This window comes from Amaricoccus macauensis, assembly GCF_049800915.1.
Lineage (GTDB): Bacteria > Pseudomonadota > Alphaproteobacteria > Rhodobacterales > Rhodobacteraceae > Amaricoccus > Amaricoccus macauensis_A.
Genome location: NZ_JBNAFY010000007.1, coordinates 220890 through 238555 on the forward strand (window position 1 = coordinate 220890; position 17666 = coordinate 238555).

Genomic DNA, 17666 nt, shown 5'->3' on the forward strand with positions numbered 1-17666 from the left:
TGGCATGACGCTCGCCCACCCGTCCGCGCTCCACTCTCAGAGAGCTTCGCCGTTCAGAACCCAGGATTCCACCACCTCAGTCCCGGATTCCTGAAGCATCTTGGAAACAGCGCAATAGTCGCGCAGCATTTCCTTGACCTTGAGCGCGCCCTCACGCGGGCCTTCGTAGTCCGCACGGATCGTGATGAGAACAGACGGGAAGGGCACGTCGATCGGTTTGATCAGACGCGTGCCGTGACTGTCCATCGTCACCGCGATGTTGATGTCCATGTCCTTGAACTTGATCCCGTTTGCTTCCGCAAGTTTGTTCGAGACGACATGGGTGCAGCCCGCCAGACCGACGAAGACATATTCCACGGGCATCGGACCGTGATCCGTACCTCCGCGCTGGATCGGCTCGTCGATGATGATCTGCTTCCCACGGGCCTCCGCGACGGATCGCGTCGAAGACGTCTGCTGGGCATCGACCTTGAATTTCCAGATCGGTTTTTCCCTGACGTTCATCTTTGTCCTCCTGTTCGGCCCGGCATGTCGACGCGCGAACCCTTGTTGTTTTTTCAGCGGGCGCTATCTACGGGATCGATCGGGATCAAGCGAGCGCATTTGCTGTTCCTGACGAGCATGGAGCGAAACAGCCTTCAATGGAAAATGTGTTTTCTCCTAGATATCATCAAAAAACCTGATGGACCGAACCGGGTGCCGGTATCTATTTTTCTGATGAAGTTCATCAGTAGACATCTCTTGTTCTGGTAGGGTGCGGTGAGTAGCGTGCGCAGGCACAGCGATCCATCGCCGCTATGAATTACGGAGCATACCATGACAATCCCCGAACCCGCCTTCACAGTCGCGATCGCTGGCTTCGGATGGTGGGGACGTCATATCGCAAAGCGTCTTTCCGATCATCCCTGGCTTCGCGTGGCGGGCATCATCGAGCCAAACGCGGCAAACCACGCGGACATCGCCGCCATGGGGCTGACCGTCTGGACAGATTTCTCCGTGCCGCTCGCCCTTCCGGAGATCGACGCGGTAGTCCTGACCACGCCGAACAAGCTTCACGAGGCGCAGATCATCGAGGTGGCCGCCGCCGGAAAGCATGTCTTCTGCGAGAAGCCGCTCGGGCTGACCGCGGACAGCGCACGGCGCTCGGTGCAGGCCTGCGCCGATGCGGGCGTGCAGCTCGGGATCGGCCACGAACGCCGGTACGAGCCCGCGATGCTGGCCCTGCGCGAAGCTCTGGAGAAGGAAGAGCTCGGCACGATCATGCATGCAGAGGCGACCTTCAGCCATGACAAGCTCAGCAATGTGCCTGCGGGTGACTGGCGCACCAGCAAGGAGGTCTGCCCGGCCGCGGGAATGACCGCCATGGGCATTCATCTCAGCGATCTGCTGCTGTCATTCTTCGGACCGGTGCGCGCCCTTCAGGCCTTCACAGCCGATCGGATTCTCGGCTGGGAAACCGGGGATGTCGTCACCGTCCAGATGCAGTTCGAAGCCGGGATGACCGCCACCTTCAGCGCCATCCTCAAGACACCGCATTTCATCCGAATGCATGTCTATGGCAGCGATCGCTGGATCGAGGTCATTAACGACTCCCACCCGGACACACCGGACGGGAAGGTACGGATGATGACCGCCGAAACTGGCAAGGACATGCGCGAGGACATCTATGATTGGGAGGATTCGGTCTCTGCTAATCTCGAGGCCTTCGCACGCGCCGCGCGTGGTGAGGCGCCCTACCCGATCTCGACCGACGAAATGATCCAGAACATCCAGATTCTCGAAGCCGTTGCCAAATCCGCGGAAACGGGCCAGGTCGTTCTGCTCTCGGAAATCTAGGTTCCGGTTTTGCCGGGCTTTGTGCCGCCCCGGCCGTACGATTGGAGCGGAGGGCCAAAGCCGCGCGTCGCGTGGCGGTATCAGCCCGAACCGGGTCCGCTCCAGGATGCCAGCGCCTGCAAAAGCCGGCGCGACGCATCCGCCAGGTGAAGCTTCATTGCCTCATAGGCACCCGCCCCGATCGCATCCGGTTCGATCGATTGGCGGAACTCCATGAGTTGTGCGAACCTCTCGGGCTCAACATCGATTGACTGGTGCCACAGCAGGACCTCCCGGTCGAGAAGCTGCAAGTGGCATGTATCGAGCACGCGAGCTCCGGTACGCGGTCGTACCTCCAGCATCCCCTTCAAGACCAGTATTTTGATCGCCTGCCCCGCAGACCGTTTCACATACTATGTTTCACCTTCTTTCTTCTTGCGAAGCCCGTCGATAGTGTGGCGTGGAAGGAAATTGGCTGGCATGTCCGGGGCGCATCGGCGCACCGGCGTAAAACGCGCACCGGCCCGATCCCGCGATAGATGCCAACCGACATGACACCTCGATCCACATGCTGCACACCCGCCCGCCCGGAGATCTGCGCGGTCGAAGCCCCGAACGAGACTGGCGATGCACTGCGCCCAAGTCCTGCCAACGTGCAGGCAGCCCGCGTGCGCGTGCCTGGAGGTGCTGCTCATTGCGGCACGCAGTCGCCGGTGCTGCCCGAGGATGAGGAAGGCCCCCTGCGTCGCAGGAAGGTGAAGGCCCTCGACTGGGAAACGGGTGCCGTCACGGCTGCGGCCTTCGCACGCTTCGTGGAGGCCACGGGGTACCGGACCGAGGCCGAGCGCTTCGGCTGGTCCTACGTCTTCCATGCGCATGTCCCCGAGACATCCGGCAAGACACTCGGCATCGACGGGCTGGAATGGTGGCGGCAGGTCCACGGCGCAAGCTGGGCCTGGCCTGCGGGACCGGACGGAGCGCCGTCTGCGCCCGCCCACCCGGTGGTGCATGTGTCCTGGAACGACGCCCGCGCCTACGCCGAATGGGCCGGCGGGCGCCTCCCGCGGGAGGCCGAATGGGAACATGCCGCGCGCGGCGGGCTGGGCGACGTGCGCTATCCCTGGGGCGATGCCGACCCCGATGACGAGGAGCATTTTCCCTGCAACATCTGGCAGGGAGACTTCCCCTACACCAATACCGCCGCCGACGGCTATCACGGGACGGCCCCCGCCATCAGCCTCGAGCCGAACGGCTACGGGCTCTACAACATGGTCGGGAACGTCTGGGAATGGACTGCTGATCCGTTCCGGTTAAAATCCATGAAACGCACCGCCCGCAATTCCGCTGCCCGACCGGGCCAGAGCAAACTCCTCAAGGGCGGCTCCTTCCTCTGCCACGCCAGCTACTGCTTCCGCTATCGGATCGCGGCGCGCACCGGCAACACACCCGATTCCTCAAGCGCGCATACCGGCTTTCGCGTGGTCTACGACGTGCCCGCGAGCTGATTGCCGCGGACCCGCCCCATAAGTGCCCGCCAAGGCGCGGTGCCACCGGGATCTCGTCCCTTTGCCTGTTGTGGATCATATCCATATGCTCGCGCCGAACCGCCGCACGGAGGGGATCGTCGCAGAGATTCCCCATATCGTGACCGCATACATGCTCGCCCAGGGTCGCGGCGCGAGAAACGGCGAATGCGAATCTGGGAAGGATACCCAAGCGAGAAGCGGTCGGTCGTGAGGCTCGTCGAGCAGAACCACGTCGCGGTCGCCGATCCAAGGCGAGGAATGCCACTCGTCTTCCAGCGCTCTCCGCCCTTCGCGTCTGCGTCCAGCCAGAATTCATAGTCCAAAGCTTCGGGCGGCTCGACCCATTTCGCACGGTGATGCGGCCGTAACGTGAACTCCGCGGTCTCGATGCCGCTATAGCTGCCCATCCGGTTGGCCGCACAATCCGCAACGCTGAAATAGCACTCTGGCTTGCCGGTGGATTCGAAGGTCAGTTGGCTCGAAGAATGCGCCTTCCCGAAGAAACTCGTGCGATAACCGGCCCGTCCGAAAATCCCCGCAAGCCCCTCCGCGCCGAAGGCGTAGTCGAGGTCACGCCCATTGTCGCGCAAGCCGTGGCTGCAGGGTAATCTACCGGTATGGATCGACGCCCGTGCCGCCTGACCCATGGGATGCGGCGTGATGCATTTCTAGAACCGGTTCCGTGACGCCCTACTTCTTGGCCCCCTCGACATTCAGGACCAGGTCGCTCGAACGGGAGCTATCGCGATTCCGATGGGCCCGGTCTGGGCGTCGATCCCGATCCGGAGTTCATTGCGCGCTACTCGGTCGAGTAACCCGGCAGACATGAAGCCGGAGGCCGGATTTTCCGGTTCAGTCTTTGCCCGAGACGAGCGTATCAGGCTCAATTCCGCGTTTTTGCGCGCTCTGCCGGACAGCTTCTCGCAAGACTTCACTTCGGTCGAGAAGCCGGCGGAATCTTGCATCGTCCAGCACCAGAAGTGTTGAAGGCGCGATCGCGCGAACCTCGGAACGGATTCCTCTTTGCAGCAGGACGCCCATCTGTCCGAACATCTCGCCCCGCCCCAGCCGCCAGGTTTGTCCTGCTGTTTCAAGCTCCACAGCGCCGGAGGCAATGAAGAAGACGCTGCTGGCCGGGCTGTCTTTGTAGATGACCATTTCGCCTGCATTGACGTAACGCGTTTTGAGCACACGTACCAACCGGCGCAGTGCGGCGTCGTCGAGATCCGCGAAGAGCGGCAATTGTCGAACAAGTTCGGTTCGCTCAAGCGCAATGTCGAGGGGCGGCCGCTTCTCTGAAGCTGCGCGGCGAGCCACTAGATCCTGCATGAGAGCGGTATAGACCTCGGTGCCGATCAGGCCATCCTCTCGCATCGCCGTGTACTCGCGCTCCTCCAAGCGGAGCGTGGTGCGTTGGATGAAACGTCGTTCGAGCTGCTCGGCGTAACCCGGATACTGAAGACGAAGACCTTCGAGCGCCGTTTCGACCATGTCCATGCGGCGCGAGAGCAGTTCCTGCAGCAGGACCGCAACCCGACGACCATGGATGCGCCGAATGCGTCCTTCGATGAAGGCGCCGAGGTCGCGCAGGATCAGCCTTTGCGACAGGAGCCGTTCGAACCGGTCCGCGGTCATCTGGGAAAGGGGCTGCGAAATGCCAAGCCGACTGTGCAGCAGGACCGCAGCCCTGAAGGCCTTTCCATAGGCCACGCTCTGGCGAGCAGCGCGCTGATATCCGGCCCGACCGCCACTGCGTGTCCATTCGATCAGGCGGTCCGCGTCGGGAAGAACCTGCTCGGCCATTCGGGCCGATATCGTGCGCTCCCGGACCCGCGCGAGGATCGTCCCTCGCTCATGGCCGGCCAGTGCGATCAGGCCGAGCGCCACGCGGTCCCGATCGAGGATACCAGATCGTGCCTCGGCCCTCTTGACGGCCTTGTCCAGCCGCTTGCCGAAACGCTTTGCCTCCGAACGGACGTTCTCATGGCTCAACTCGTAATTCTCGGTGGTGCGGGCGATATCCTCGCGAACCGTCTGCAATGCCACTGCCACGACCTGGCGCGACAAGGCTTCATCGATGGGGGAGAGGCGATCGAGACCAAGCCAACCGATCACCGACCGCAGTGTCGAGCCCTGAACCAGAAGCGTGAAAAGCGTGAAACCGGTGGCGAGAATGCCGACCACGCGCTGGATGTCGGCGGGAACGCGCACGCTCTCGGTCACGGCTAGCGCAAGGGCCAGTGTCACCGCGCCGCGCAGCCCGCCCCACAGGATTGCCGCACGGTAGGGCCGCTCGATCGCCGGAGAGAGATTGATGAGCGTGAGAAGTGGCAGAAGGCCGAAAAGGATGACCGCGCGCGCCACGACTGCCGACAGGATCACCACGCCGATCAGCATGAAATCCTCGCCGCGAACATCTTCGAGCAATCGCGGAATGAGAATTGCGGCGAGAATGAAGATGAGCGCTCCGGACCAATGGGCCAACACATCCCAGACTTCGCGCAGGTTTGCCCAGGTCGTTGGTGCCAGACGGCCTGGACCGGCCAGATTCATGGTCAGGCCCGCGGCGACGACCGCAATGACGCCGGATGCCCCGACGCTTTGCTCGGCACCGATATATGCGAGATACGGAAGGGCCACAGAAATGGAAATCTGCGCCAGTTCGTGCCCATTGATCATCGCCATGAGACGCACCGCGATGCGTGCGGCAAACCATCCCGCGAGCGCGCCGCCGAGAATCAGCCTCGGGAACTGCGCCAGCGCGTCTCCAAGGCTCGGGTCGGGAACGCCAAACATCACAAAGCCCATGAACAGGCCGAAGAGAGCGATGGCAGCGGCGTCGTTCAGAAGGCTTTCGCCCTCGATGATCCGCGCGAGCCGGCGTGGAGCCGATATCGACCTGAAGATCGAGACCACGGCCGAGGGGTCGGTTGTCGATACGATCGCACCGATCAGAAGGCAGGCAGCCAACGGCAATCCGCTCGCCCAGGACAGAGCATATCCGACACTCAGCGTGGCCAGAACGACAGCCACGACAGCCAGCATGAGGATGGGCACCCAGTCGTCGAGCATTCGACGCAAGTTCATCCCCAGTGTTGCCTGAAACAGCAACGTGGGCAGAAATACATATAGGAAGACATTGGAGCGGATAGGGAAATTGAGAACCGCCTCGGCTACCGGGTTGAGTGCATCGGTCAAATCGGTTCTCAGGAAGAACACCGCCCCCGCACCGATCAGGGAACCGATGACGGCAAGAATGACGCTGTAAGGCAGCCGGAGGCGCGCCGCGAGTGGCTCCGCCACCCCGATGACGACAAAAAGCGAAGCGATTACAGTCAAGACCACTACAATATCCATGGGCCAGACTTACCGGTAAATTTCGAGTTGGGAAATCGGCTCGTGATGGAAATTTTGGGTGCCCAGATCAAGATTCAGAAGCGCTTGGCACTTCATCCGATTGTGCCCGGATTACTCAATGGAACGTCGCGCGCAAGATAGGGACGAGCGTTATCCATTCAGATCAACGCCCTTTCCAGACAGGGTCGTGCTTCTCTAAAAAAGCCCGGGCGCCTCGTCGAGACGCCAAGCGCTCGGAAGCGTCAGCCAGTTGGCAGCAAAAATGCGGGTCATCATGTCCGCGACCTGAAAGTCCACGTCCTGGAATCTCGCGATGGACTGACCGAAGTGCCCGCGGTTGGCTGCAGACTGCACCGGGTGGCTAGAGCTGCGCCCCGCCTCGCAGAACACACGCAGGTTGCGTCAGTGGAAGTCGCTGCACGCTTCGGCCATCAGAACACCTCCGCCAATACCCTGCGCCTTCAGGCAGGAGCTCGGCATCAAGCCGTCCACGCTCCGCGCCTCGAACCTGCCCGAATGAGAGCTCCCGGACTCGATCTACCCCTTTTCAGCAGGCGCCATCGCTATAGAAGGAAAGCCATGAGCATTCCGGCCAAACACCCTTTCGCCTTCGATCCGACCTACGGGTACGGTCTCCGTGAATTTCGTGCACTACGACCACCACCCGCTCCGCCAGAGTTTGGTGCGTTCTGGCGCGACCGCTATCGTGAGGCGATCTCGATCGACCCGGAACCGTGCCTGAGCGCTTGCGAAATCAGCCATGCAGATTGGGAGACGCATGAGATCACCTACCGCTCCACGGGAGGATTCCGGACAAGCGGTTGGCTGATACGGCCCCGCCACGGCAAGATCACACGGGGGTTGGTGGTCGGCCATGGATATGGCGGCCGGGGTGGCCCGGAATTCGACATCCCGGTCGAGAATACGGCCATATTGTTTCCTTGTGCCCGAGGCATTTCACGCAGCGCGCATCCATCAATTCCGCCAGATCCGGCCAGACATGTTCTCTGCAACATTACCGACCCGAAGTCCTACGTGCTGGGCGGGTGCGTCGATGATCTCTGGCTTGCCGTTTCTGCGTTGACTGAGCTTCATCCGCAGATCGAGGGTCATATCGGTTATTCGGGGATCAGTTTCGGTGGCGGGATCGGGGCACTCGCGATCCCGTGGGATCCACGTATTCTTCGTGGGCACCTTACCGTGCCGACATTCGGAAACATGCCGCTGTGGCTCAGCTTGCCGACCGTGGGCAGTGGGAACTCCGTGCAGAAGTTCCTCGAGACCCACGAGGAAATACGCTCACATCTCGGGTTCTACGATGCCGCCATTGCAGCGACCCGCATTGATGTGCCGATGCTGATGGCTGTCGCCTGTTTCGACCCGGCCGTCGCGCCACCGTGTCAGTTCTCGGTCGCGAATGCGCTGCCGCCCTCGCCCGACCACGAAACCTTCATTCTGGATGCCGGGCATTTCGAGTATTCCAGCATGAAAGAGCAGCATGCCGCGCTGAAGGCAAGGGTGCGGAGGTTCTTCGAGAAACTCTAGTCTCCGCGGCCCCTTGGGAGCACGCGGACCGACGCTAGGTGGAACCTTGCCGATGACCGAGCTTTCATCTGGCCCGCTCTCGCCGTTCCCGCTACCAGTTCGTTGGAATGCCCGACAGTACGGGTGTCTTCACGGAAGCACGAGCAGGGTTTCTCCGACGCAGGCAATCGAGTGAGCCCGGCCCGTAGGGAGGGATTTTCATGCGTCCGAACATCATATTCATCATGTCGGATGACCACGCCGCGCGGGCGATTTCCGCCTACGGCGCGGGGATCAACAAGACACCGAATCTCGACCGGCTGGCGCAGGAGGGCATGCGCCATGATGCCACCTATGTCACGAACTCGATCTGCACGCCATCACGCGCCGCAATTCTGACCGGCACCCACAACCACGTGAATTGCGTCACGACACTTGATACACGCCTCGACAACCGGCTGCCAAATGTCGCCAAGCACCTGCGCCATGGCGGCTATCGCACCGGCATGTTCGGGAAATGGCACCTGGGCGAGGGGCGCGCGCATGAGCCCTCCGGTTTCGACGAATGGGCCGTCGTGCCCGGTCAGGGCGACTACTGGGATCCGGCCTTCATCTTTCCAGACGGTCACCGGCGGCTCGAGGGCTATGCGACCGACATCATCACCGACATGTCGATAGACTTCATCGACCGTTGCGGAGACACGCCGTTCTTTCTGATGTGCCATCACAAGGCACCGCACCGGAATTTCCAGCCGCATCCGAAATGGGCGCATCTCTGGGCCGATGAAGACGTGCCACTGCCCGAGACCTTCAACGACGACTACGCAAACCGCGCCGCAGCGGCAGCTGCCGCACGGATGCGCATTCGGCAGGACATGGTCTGGGATGATCTGGCCCTCGTGCAGCCCGAAGGCTCGAGGGACGCGGCCGGAGATCTTGTCGTGCCGTTCTGGGGCGGGCGCAAGGTGCCGGACCTCAAGCCCGGCGAGAGCATTACGGTGATCTGCTCCGAAACAGGCCAGAACTACACTTTCGACCACGATCAGGCCTTCGCCGAGTTCAAGTATCAACGGTTCATGAAGCGCTATTTGCGCACGGTGCAATCCATCGACGAGAACGTGGGAAGGCTTCTCGATCATCTGGACGAGCGCGAGATCGCGGATAACACGCTCGTTATCTATACGTCTGATCAGGGTTTCTTCCTCGGTGAGCATGGCTGGTTCGACAAGCGGTTCATGTACGAGGAGTCCTTGCAGATGCCGTTCCTCTGTCGGTATCCGAAGGCAATTGCAGCAGGTTCGACCTCGTCCGATATCGCGTGCAACGTGGATTTCGCCCCGACTTTTCTGGACTATGCGGAATTGCCCGTTCCGACGTACATGCAAGGGCGGTCGATGCGCGGTGTGCTGGCAGGAGAAACTCCGGAGGACTGGGAGCAACTCGCCTATCATCGCTACTGGATGCACAATGACAGTTTCCATGGTGCCTGGGCCCATTACGGGGTGCGGGACGGTCGGTACAAGCTGATCTATTGGTACAACGATCCTTTGGGGCAGCCGGGGGCTCATCCCCATGAGGCGGAGCCGGAATGGGAGCTTTTCGATTGCGAGACGGATCCGCACGAGTTGAAAAACCTCGCGGGCGATCCGGACCACGCGGAGATTTTTTCAAATCTTCTCAAAAAGTTGGACGCAAAGATGGCGGAGATCGGGGATATTCCCGAGCATGACAGCGCGCAGGTTCTGGCAGGGCTCAAACCCTGACCGCAGAGAGGCCGAAGCGCGGAACATCGTGTATGGAAACGATATGGAATCCGTATGGTTTCGATATGGCTCCTTTTTCATGAGTTGTTAACGCGCCCTAACTCCCTGGGGTGAGCCGGGCGCGGTTTTGGCCGCACGCAAGCCCCGACCGCAGTGAGACCAAGTCAACGAGATCCGGCTATGGGTTCGATATGGCTCCATCGTCATGACCTGATAAGCGCGCCCCCTCAACGCATGGCGGGGGCAGGAACCGAGACAACACCGCGCGAAGCACTTGCCCGGATGCCGCGTGCCGCTGATGCGGAACTGAATTTCTTCCGGTCCCGAAACAGAATAATTCGCATACCGATCAAACTGCGTGAATTGCGCCCGACATGGGGTAAAAAGCCCCTTGGGCTCCCGCGCTTACTCAACCTTAACTTTCCTCTTGCGTGCGGCAATAATGCATCACCCCACAAACTGGCATGTGCAGCCCCACACATGGGAAGGTTAATGATTTTTGGTGCCATACAGGGATCTTAGCGCAAGCATTGTGCATCTGCAGCATTTGCAAGTGTATTTTTGTTAGCGGAAATGGAACCGGCAAAAACCCGCCGATTCGCCTTATGCGTGTGTGTTTGGGTGGACTTTAGGCGATTTTTCGCCGATAACAATTAATGCGCATGAGGGGTACCTCACAGAATCTCAACCCCCTGCGCGCAAGAATAACAGAGACTGGCGTCGCCCTTCTCGCGCCGACGAATTCGTTCGGCACGAGACAGAGGAAGTGTGCGCCGTACAGGCAGGTGGACGCGACATTGGAACGGCTAACCGGATTTTGGGGGCTACTTTTTGCCTACTGGCGATCGGAACGCTGGCGCGAGGCCTGGTTGCTTACCGTATTCGTCTTCGGGGCAACCGCGCTTCTCAGCAAGGCCAGCGTATGGACCGCGCTGGCGAGTGCAGATTTTCTCGCCGCTCTTGCCGGCTTCCATGCCGCAGAGCCCGAAAGCCATCCCGTCCGGACGGTACTGACCGCTGCGGGTGTATTTGCAGCCATATATCTCGCTCGGTCCTGCGGGGTGGCGCTTCGCCATTTCGTCGCCGGAACGCTGCATCGCCGCGCCCGCGCCTGGCTGGCCGGGGTCTTTGATCGGGAAATCCTCAACAACGAGCGTATCGCGCTCGACCTGATGAGCGACCGTTCGGAGAATTCCCGCGCGCGCCCCATGCCGGATGCCATCGACCAGCGCATCGACGAATGCTCCCAGGGGCTCTACGGCGGCATACTCGGGCTTGCCATGGGACTGTTCGGGTCGGTCACCTCGATCTGGTTCATTTCACAGGCGCTGCTCGAACGCTCTGCCCCGGTGCCGGCGCTCGATGCCTGGGGGGAACAGCTCAACGGGTTCATGGCGGAAACCGCGCCTTTCATCGCCGCCCATGTGAACTTCGTGCCCGGCGATCTCGGGACGGTGCTGATCGTCGCGACACTCGTGATACTGTATGTTCCGGCCTGCACCTTCGTCGCCTGGCTCCTGGGGCGCATCATCGAGCGACTTCAGCTGGAACGCCAGCGCCGCGACGGTGCATGGCGCGGCGAGTGGAGCACGCTTCTGAACCGCGTGAGCCAGCTCTCGACCTCCCACGGCGAGCGCGCCCAGCGCCGGATCAACCGCCGGCTCTATGACGGGCTCGATCATACCTGGGGCAAGCAGAACATCTGGGGGAGCATCATGATGCTCTTCACGGATGCCTACAATTTCCTGTCCACGCGGCTTCTGGCCTATCTGCCGGCGCTGCCTGCGTACATGGCCGGAAACTTCAGCTTCCGCACCTTCGCCGCCACAAGCGAACTGACGGCCGAACTCATCAAGGACGTGTCCTGGTTCATCAACGTCATGCCCGCCATCGCGACGCTGCGGGCCAACGCCGGGCGGCTGACCGAGCTTGCCCAGGCGGTGGAGCGCGTGCGCGAGAGGGATGCGTTCTACGCGGAAACCGGGGTTCATGATTTCGAGTATGCGCGGCGCGAGAAAGGCCCGTCGCTGGCGATCGAGCGGCTGGCGCTGCATCATCGCGGCCACGACACCGCGGCCTTCCTTACGGTGCCGAAACTGACGCTCTGGCCCGGCGACCGGGTCTACCTGCGGGGCAGCAACGGTTGCGGCAAGAGCAGCCTGCTGAAGGCGGTGGCCGGGCTCTGGCCCTATGGCAAGGGCAAGGTCACGGCGCGGGACGACACAAGGTTATTCTTTGCCGGGCAGGAGCCGGATCTTCCGGACCGGCTGACCCTGAAGGCGCTTGTCTGCTACCCGGATCACCCGGAGACACATAGCGACATCGAGGTCGCCCAGGTGCTTTCCCACGTGGGGCTGGGCGATTTCATCCATGCGCTCGGCGAGGAGCTTCATCAGGGCAAGAACTGGCGCAATGTCTTCTCCGGCGGCCAGAAGCAGCGGCTGGTTCTCGCCCGCATCCTGCTCTACCGGCCCGATATCCTGCTTCTCGACGAGGCGACCTCGGCGCTCGACGTGGACGCGGTGACGGATTTCCACCTGACGCTTTGCGACGCCTTGCCGCGGACGGCCATCCTTGCGGTCCTGCATGGCGAAAATGTGCCAAGCGATCCAGAAGGCGAACCATTCTACACGGCAATCCTCGACATCCAGAACGGCTGCGGTAACGTGCGGCCGGTGGTCAAGCCGCTCTACAGCGGCGTGCGCCATGCTGCGGAGTAACGGCCGCAGACTGGGAGGATTGACGTGCAGGCACGGAATACCGTCGACCGCCTGATGCAGGAGATGACGCTGTCCGAGTAGATCGGTCAGCTGAACCTTCTCGCTGCCGGCGAAGGACTTACCACCGGCTCCGGGCAGGACGCCCCTCTGGCGCGGCGGCTCGCCGCGGGCGAGGTGGGGGCGATCTTCGGGACGAAATCGCTCGCTTCGGCGCGCGCGATGCAGGAGGCCGCGCTTGCGGGTTCCCGGCTCGGGATTCCGCTCTTCTTTGCCGAGGACGTGATCCACGGCCATCGCACGGTCTTTCCCCTTCCCGTCGCCCTTGCCTGTTCCTGGGACATGGCGCTCGTCGAGGCGACGGCGGCCTTTGCGGCCGGCGAGGCGGCAGCGGAGGGTCTCCACCAGGTCTATGCCCCGATGGTCGATGTCTCCCGCGATCCGCGCTGGGGGCGGGTGGCCGAGAGCCCCGGCGAGGATCCGGTGCTGGCGGCCGCCGTCGCAGTGGCGATGACGCGGGGCTTCCAGGGCACGGACCCGGCGGGACCCGGTCGCGTGGCGGCCTGTCTCAAGCATTTCGTTGCCTATGGCGCGACGGCGAGCGGGCGCGATTACGACAATGCGAGCCTTGCCTGGGAGGATCTGCTGGAGGTCTACCTGCCGCCCTTCTCCGAAGGCGTTGCGGCGGGCGCGGCCAGCGTCATGGCGAGTTTCAATGCGGTCAACAAGATGCCGATGCATGCCCACGGGCCGCTGATCGAGGGCTGGCTGCGCGGCAAGGCGGGTTTCGAGGGGCTGGTGGTTTCGGACTATACCGGGGTGAAGGAGCTTATCGCCCATGGGCTCGGCCCCGGCCCTGTCGTGGTCGCCCGCGCGCTTCAGGCCGGGATCGACATGGACATGGTGGGGGAGGATTACCTTTCCCATCTGCCCGAGATCGCGCGCGAGGGGCTGGAGGCGCCCGATTGCGGGCTGAACCTCACGGCCACGGACATCCGGGGGCTGATCGACCGGGCGTGTCATCGGGTGCTGTCGTTCAAGGCCATGCTCGGTCTCTTCGACGATCCGTTCCGGGGCATGACCGGTGTGCCGCCCGCGCCCGATCGTGCGGCGGGGCGTGCGCTTGCGCGCAAGTCCGCGGCGGCCTCGGCGGTTCTGCTCAAGAACGAGGGGGACGTGCTGCCGCTCGGGGCGGACAGGGCGGTCGCGCTGATCGGTCCGCTGGGCGCGGATCGCGCCAACATGATCGGCACCTGGGCCGTCTCGGGGGATGCGCGCGACGTGGTCCCGCTCGATGCGGCGATCGCGGCGCTCACGGGGCGCGCGCCCGCGGTGGCGAAGGGTGCCAACATCGTGGACGAGGCGTGGCTTGCGAAACGGCTCAACGTCCATGGGCCCACGGTAGAGCTGGATGCGCGCGCGCCGGGCGAGATGATCGCGGAGGCTGTGGCGGCTGCGCGCGCGGCGGACGTGGTGATCGTTGCCGTGGGCGAGGCGAAGGAACATGCGGGCGAGAGCTCGTCGCGGCTTTCTCCCGATCTGCCGGAGCCGCAGCGCAAGCTCGTCGCGGCCCTGGCGGAGGTCGGCACGCCGCTGGTGGTGGTGGTCTTTGCCGGGCGGCCCCTGGCGCTCGGGGCGGTGGCCGAGGCGGCGGATGCGCTGGTCTATGCCTGGCATGGCGGGATCGCGGGGCCCGAGGGGGTTGCCGATCTCCTTTTCGGGGCGGCGGAGCCTTCGGGGCGTCTCGCGGTCACCCTGCCGGCGCATCCCGGCGCGGTGCCGCTTTCCCATGCGGACGAGCCCACGGGCAGGCCCGATCCGGGGCGGTTCCAGAAGTTCCGCACCGGCTGGCTGGACATGCCCGAGGGGGCGCGCGATTTTCCCTTCGGCTTCGGCCTGGGCTACAGCCAGGTGAGCTACGGCGCGCCGCGGCTTTCGACCGACCATGCGGGCGGCGTCGATGGTTCTCTGAGCCTGACGGTGGAGATCGCCAATACGGGCACGCGACCGGCGGTGGAGACGGTGCAGCTCTACCTCTCCGATCCGGTGGCGCGGATCACCCGGCCCGCGCGGCGGCTGGTGGCGTTCCGGCGGGAGACCCTTGCACCGGGCGAACGGCGGGAGGTGCGCTTCGATATCACCTCGGAGATGCTTTGCTACCCGCTCGCCCCGTCGCTGGAGACCGCCGAGTGGGGCTTCGATCCCGGCCTCTTCATCCTTCATGTCGGGCCGAACAGCCGTGACACCCAGAGCGTGGAGATCACATGGCACGCGTGACGCGCGGGCTCGACGATGCCGCCCTGCGCGATCGGGTGGCGGAGGCGACGGCGAGGTATTTCCTCGACTGGAGCCATCCGGTTTCGGGCATGGCGCGCGAACGGAGCGCCGGGGCCTTCGGATACGATGTCGAGGAGACCGTCACCACGGGCGGAACCGGCTTCGGCATCCTTGCGCAGATCGTGGCGGCGGAGCGTGGCTGGCGACCCCGGCGGGAGATCCTCGACCGGATGGAGCGGCTGGTGGGTTTCCTCGAAACCGCCGACAGGTTCGACGGGGTGTTCCCGCATTTCCTTCACGGCACGACCGGGCACGTTCTGCCGTTCATGCGGGGCGATGACGGGGGCGACCTTGTGGAAACCGCGTTCCTGATGACGGGGCTTCTGGGGGCTGCCGCCTATTTCACGGAAACGCCCGAACTCGTCTCGCGGATCGAGACCATTTTCGACGCGGTGAACTGGGCGTCCCATGTGCGCGAGGACGGCGCGGTGATGTGGCATCGGCACCCGGACCGACCGTGGCCCGAGAAGGCGCTGCCGATCCGGGGCTGGAACGAGTGCCTGCCGGTCTTTGTCCTCGGCGCGGGATCGCGAACCCATCCGATCCCGGCAAGCGTCTACCACGAGAGCTGGGCGAAGACGCAGACATTCCTCAACGGGCGCGACTATGGCGGGATCACCTTGCCGTTGGGGCCCGACTGGGGCGGGCCGCTCTTCCTGTCGCAGTATCCCTTCCTCGGCATCGACCCGCGAGGCTTGTGCGATGCCTATGCCGACTATGGCGCACATACCCGCGCCCATGCGCTGGTGAACCGCCATCACTGCCTGAAGAACCCCCATGGCTGGAAGGGCTACGGGCCGCAGTGCTGGGGCCTGACCGCAAGCGACACGCCGGGAGGCTATGCCGCGCATTCGCCCACCAACGACACGGGCACGATCACGCCCACGGCCATACTCGGCTCGTTTCCCTATGCGCCGGAAGAGGCCATGCCGGTGCTGCGCCACTTGCATGATGATCTGGGCGAGCGGATCTGGGGGGATGCGGGCTTTTTTGACGCCTTCAACCTGACCGAGGACTGGGTGGCGGAAAGCCGGCTGGCCATCGATCAGGCCCCCATCGTCGTCGGGTTGGAAAATCACCGCTCCGGGCTGCTCTGGCGGCTTGTTTCGGGACGCACGGAAGTTCAGCGGGGGCTGCAGACCCTCGGCTTCACCGCACCCTATCTTCAGCCCATCGCCTGAAGCGCGGCCCGACGCGCGGCCTCCGCCCCGAGAAAGGCGGCCGAGGACCAGCTGAGCGCGCGACAGGACGCGGGCGCGCCCGTTTCGCGGTGGATCTGCTCGGGCAGATCGTCGCCTTCGGGTGAGACGGATTCGATCAGCGCCATCCAGCGGTCCGCCTTCTCGAACGCCTTTCGGTCTGCCGTTTCCATGGCGATCCGGTAGTGCAGCTCGGCGAAACCCAAGGTCACCGGGTACCACGGATTGCCACCGAAAAAGACATCCCTCTCGAAGCGGCCCACGGCGGGGACGGCACGTGTATGGTTGAGCGGATAGAGCCGCGCGAAGAGCGCCTCGAGGGCCGCGGCGGTTGCCAGAGTTCGCGGCGCATTGAGGGCAAAGGGGCCGCTCGTTCGCCCTGCATGGAGGATGGCCAGCACTGTCGCGGCATCCAGCTCTCCCGCCGGGGCCTCGAGGCTTTCGCGCCAACCACCCGTTTCGGGGTCCGCTGCCCGGGAGACGAGATCCGCGACCCGATCCGCCGCCTGCCGAAGCGCGGCGCGGTCGAGCGTGCGCGCCCTGCCCCATTCCATGCCGCGCGTGAGCGCGTCCCACTGGCTGATCAGGGTGAAGGTTGTCCGGCGCATGGGTGCCTCTTCCCACGGGCCGAAACAGAGGCGTCCGGCAACGGAGACCGTGTGCGCGAGGTCACGCTCGATCAGCGCATCCGCCTCCGGGCCAGCCATTTCCGGCAGGGCTTCCGTGATCCGAATGAGCGCGGCGGCGCGCAGCGCCGGGCCGTCATCCTGAGGGCGCGCCCATTGTTCGAGATCGGGCCGTCCGTCCGGGCCGAAGCGTGTCTCGGCCAGCCAGAGGCTGCCTTCGAGAGCACGCAACTCCTCGTCCCGTCGCAGGAACCGAAGGTGGCTCGGTTGCGTCGTCTCCTTCAGCGGATTGACGGCAGGGCCCTTTCGAGCCGGGTCCGAGATCGCCAGCGAGAACCGGATGTGATCCGCGATTGCCTGACGCCAGAAGCCTCCTGCCTCCGGATCAGCCGCCATGGCCTCCGGTATGGCCGCAAGCACGATCGCCCCGTCGCGGACCCAATGATGGAAATAGTCGGGATCGGGGTCCCAATGCGCGCCGCGCGGCGAGGCCAGGATCGAACCCGGCGCCGGGCGGACCTTCCAGCCGAAGCCTGGCCGCTCGAATTCGAGATCGGTCGCGGAAACCGCACGCCGGAGCGCGCGTGCCGCTGCGCCGCGGCGGTGTTCGAGCCATTGGCTTTCGGGGGTATCGGCCATCGGGTGTCGGGTGCCCTGGGTGGTTCACGGGATCGCGGGTCTTCTGGATCTGCAGGAGAACGACGTTGTGGCGTGATGGTCAATCGCCCTTGTGCGTCCTGATCGCCAGCATGTGGAGCAGGGCTGATTCGGGTGCATCGGATGTGCGACTGCGAACGGCCCT

At 63.6% G+C, this 17666-nt stretch carries 12 protein-coding genes; 7 read left to right on the top strand and 5 right to left on the bottom strand.

The window, feature by feature from the left end; all coding sequences use genetic code 11:
- Positions 1 to 36: 36 nt before the first annotated feature.
- Positions 37 to 504 (bottom strand): OsmC family protein, encoded by a 468-nt coding sequence (locus ACP15W_RS17675; RefSeq protein WP_424934261.1) that lies wholly within the window; start codon positions 502 to 504, stop codon positions 37 to 39.
- Positions 505 to 816: 312 nt separating this feature from the next.
- Between ACP15W_RS17675 and ACP15W_RS17680 the strand changes: the two genes are divergently transcribed.
- Entirely contained in the window at positions 817 to 1836 is a 1020-nt protein-coding gene (locus ACP15W_RS17680; RefSeq protein WP_424934262.1) for a Gfo/Idh/MocA family protein, read from the top strand.
- A gap of 80 nt (positions 1837 to 1916) precedes the next feature.
- On the opposite strand, the gene ACP15W_RS17685 is transcribed toward ACP15W_RS17680, so the two are convergent.
- Positions 1917 to 2144 carry a hypothetical protein gene (locus ACP15W_RS17685; protein ID WP_424934263.1) on the bottom strand — a complete coding sequence of 76 codons (228 nt, stop codon included), beginning with the start codon at positions 2142 to 2144 and terminating at the stop codon, positions 1917 to 1919.
- A 222-nt stretch (positions 2145 to 2366) separates the two neighbouring features.
- Here ACP15W_RS17685 and ACP15W_RS17690 point away from each other — a divergent pair, with 222 nt between their 5' ends.
- Positions 2367 to 3320, top strand: a complete 954-nt coding sequence (locus tag ACP15W_RS17690) for a formylglycine-generating enzyme family protein (protein ID WP_424934264.1) — start codon at positions 2367 to 2369, stop codon at positions 3318 to 3320.
- 873 nt (positions 3321 to 4193) lie between these two features.
- Here the strand turns inward: ACP15W_RS17690 and ACP15W_RS17695 are convergent.
- Positions 4194 to 6698, bottom strand: coding sequence for a cation:proton antiporter (locus tag ACP15W_RS17695; RefSeq protein WP_424934265.1), 2505 nt, complete (start codon positions 6696 to 6698; stop codon positions 4194 to 4196).
- A 195-nt stretch (positions 6699 to 6893) separates the two neighbouring features.
- The gene (locus tag ACP15W_RS17700; RefSeq protein WP_424934266.1) at positions 6894 to 7088 is read right to left on the bottom strand and encodes an acyl-CoA dehydrogenase family protein; all 195 of its coding nucleotides are present in this window, start codon (positions 7086 to 7088) and stop codon (positions 6894 to 6896) included.
- 189 nt (positions 7089 to 7277) lie between these two features.
- Here ACP15W_RS17700 and ACP15W_RS17705 point away from each other — a divergent pair, with 189 nt between their 5' ends.
- From ACP15W_RS17705 to ACP15W_RS17725, 5 genes are all read left to right on the top strand, one after another.
- Positions 7278 to 8243: an acetylxylan esterase gene (locus ACP15W_RS17705; protein ID WP_424934267.1), complete on the top strand. Its 966-nt coding sequence runs from the start codon at positions 7278 to 7280 to the stop codon at positions 8241 to 8243.
- Positions 8244 to 8443: 200 nt separating this feature from the next.
- Positions 8444 to 9985, top strand: coding sequence for a sulfatase family protein (locus tag ACP15W_RS17710; protein ID WP_424934268.1), 1542 nt, complete (start codon positions 8444 to 8446; stop codon positions 9983 to 9985).
- 869 nt (positions 9986 to 10854) lie between these two features.
- A complete protein-coding gene (locus ACP15W_RS17715; protein WP_424934269.1) occupies positions 10855 to 12705 on the top strand; it encodes an ATP-binding cassette domain-containing protein in 1851 nt (616 codons plus the stop codon).
- A gap of 147 nt (positions 12706 to 12852) precedes the next feature.
- On the top strand, positions 12853 to 14979 hold the full coding sequence (locus tag ACP15W_RS17720) for a glycoside hydrolase family 3 N-terminal domain-containing protein (protein ID WP_424934293.1): 2127 nt from the start codon (positions 12853 to 12855) through the stop codon (positions 14977 to 14979).
- Positions 14967 to 16220 (top strand): glucoamylase family protein, encoded by a 1254-nt coding sequence (locus tag ACP15W_RS17725; RefSeq protein WP_424934270.1) that lies wholly within the window; start codon positions 14967 to 14969, stop codon positions 16218 to 16220. Before ACP15W_RS17720 ends, ACP15W_RS17725 begins: the two co-directional genes overlap by 13 nt.
- Here ACP15W_RS17725 and ACP15W_RS17730 read toward each other — a convergent pair.
- Positions 16205 to 17503 carry a glycoside hydrolase family 15 protein gene (locus ACP15W_RS17730; protein ID WP_424934271.1) on the bottom strand — a complete coding sequence of 433 codons (1299 nt, stop codon included), beginning with the start codon at positions 17501 to 17503 and terminating at the stop codon, positions 16205 to 16207. The two genes, ACP15W_RS17725 and ACP15W_RS17730, sit on opposite strands and share 16 nt — an antisense overlap.
- Positions 17504 to 17666 lie beyond the last annotated feature (163 nt).

What these genes read in the sequence shown, in the direction of transcription:
- ACP15W_RS17675 (WP_424934261.1), bottom strand. Translation starts at nt 504, where the DNA reads ATGAACGTCAGGGAAAAACCGATCTGGAAATTCAAGGTCGATGCCCAG.
- ACP15W_RS17680 (WP_424934262.1), top strand. Translation starts at nt 817, where the DNA reads ATGACAATCCCCGAACCCGCCTTCACAGTCGCGATCGCTGGCTTCGGA.
- ACP15W_RS17690 (WP_424934264.1), top strand. Translation starts at nt 2,367, where the DNA reads ATGACACCTCGATCCACATGCTGCACACCCGCCCGCCCGGAGATCTGC.
- ACP15W_RS17695 (WP_424934265.1), bottom strand. Translation starts at nt 6,698, where the DNA reads ATGGATATTGTAGTGGTCTTGACTGTAATCGCTTCGCTTTTTGTCGTC.
- ACP15W_RS17705 (WP_424934267.1), top strand. Translation starts at nt 7,278, where the DNA reads ATGAGCATTCCGGCCAAACACCCTTTCGCCTTCGATCCGACCTACGGG.
- ACP15W_RS17710 (WP_424934268.1), top strand. Translation starts at nt 8,444, where the DNA reads ATGCGTCCGAACATCATATTCATCATGTCGGATGACCACGCCGCGCGG.
- ACP15W_RS17725 (WP_424934270.1), top strand. Translation starts at nt 14,967, where the DNA reads ATGGCACGCGTGACGCGCGGGCTCGACGATGCCGCCCTGCGCGATCGG.
- ACP15W_RS17730 (WP_424934271.1), bottom strand. Translation starts at nt 17,503, where the DNA reads ATGGCCGATACCCCCGAAAGCCAATGGCTCGAACACCGCCGCGGCGCA.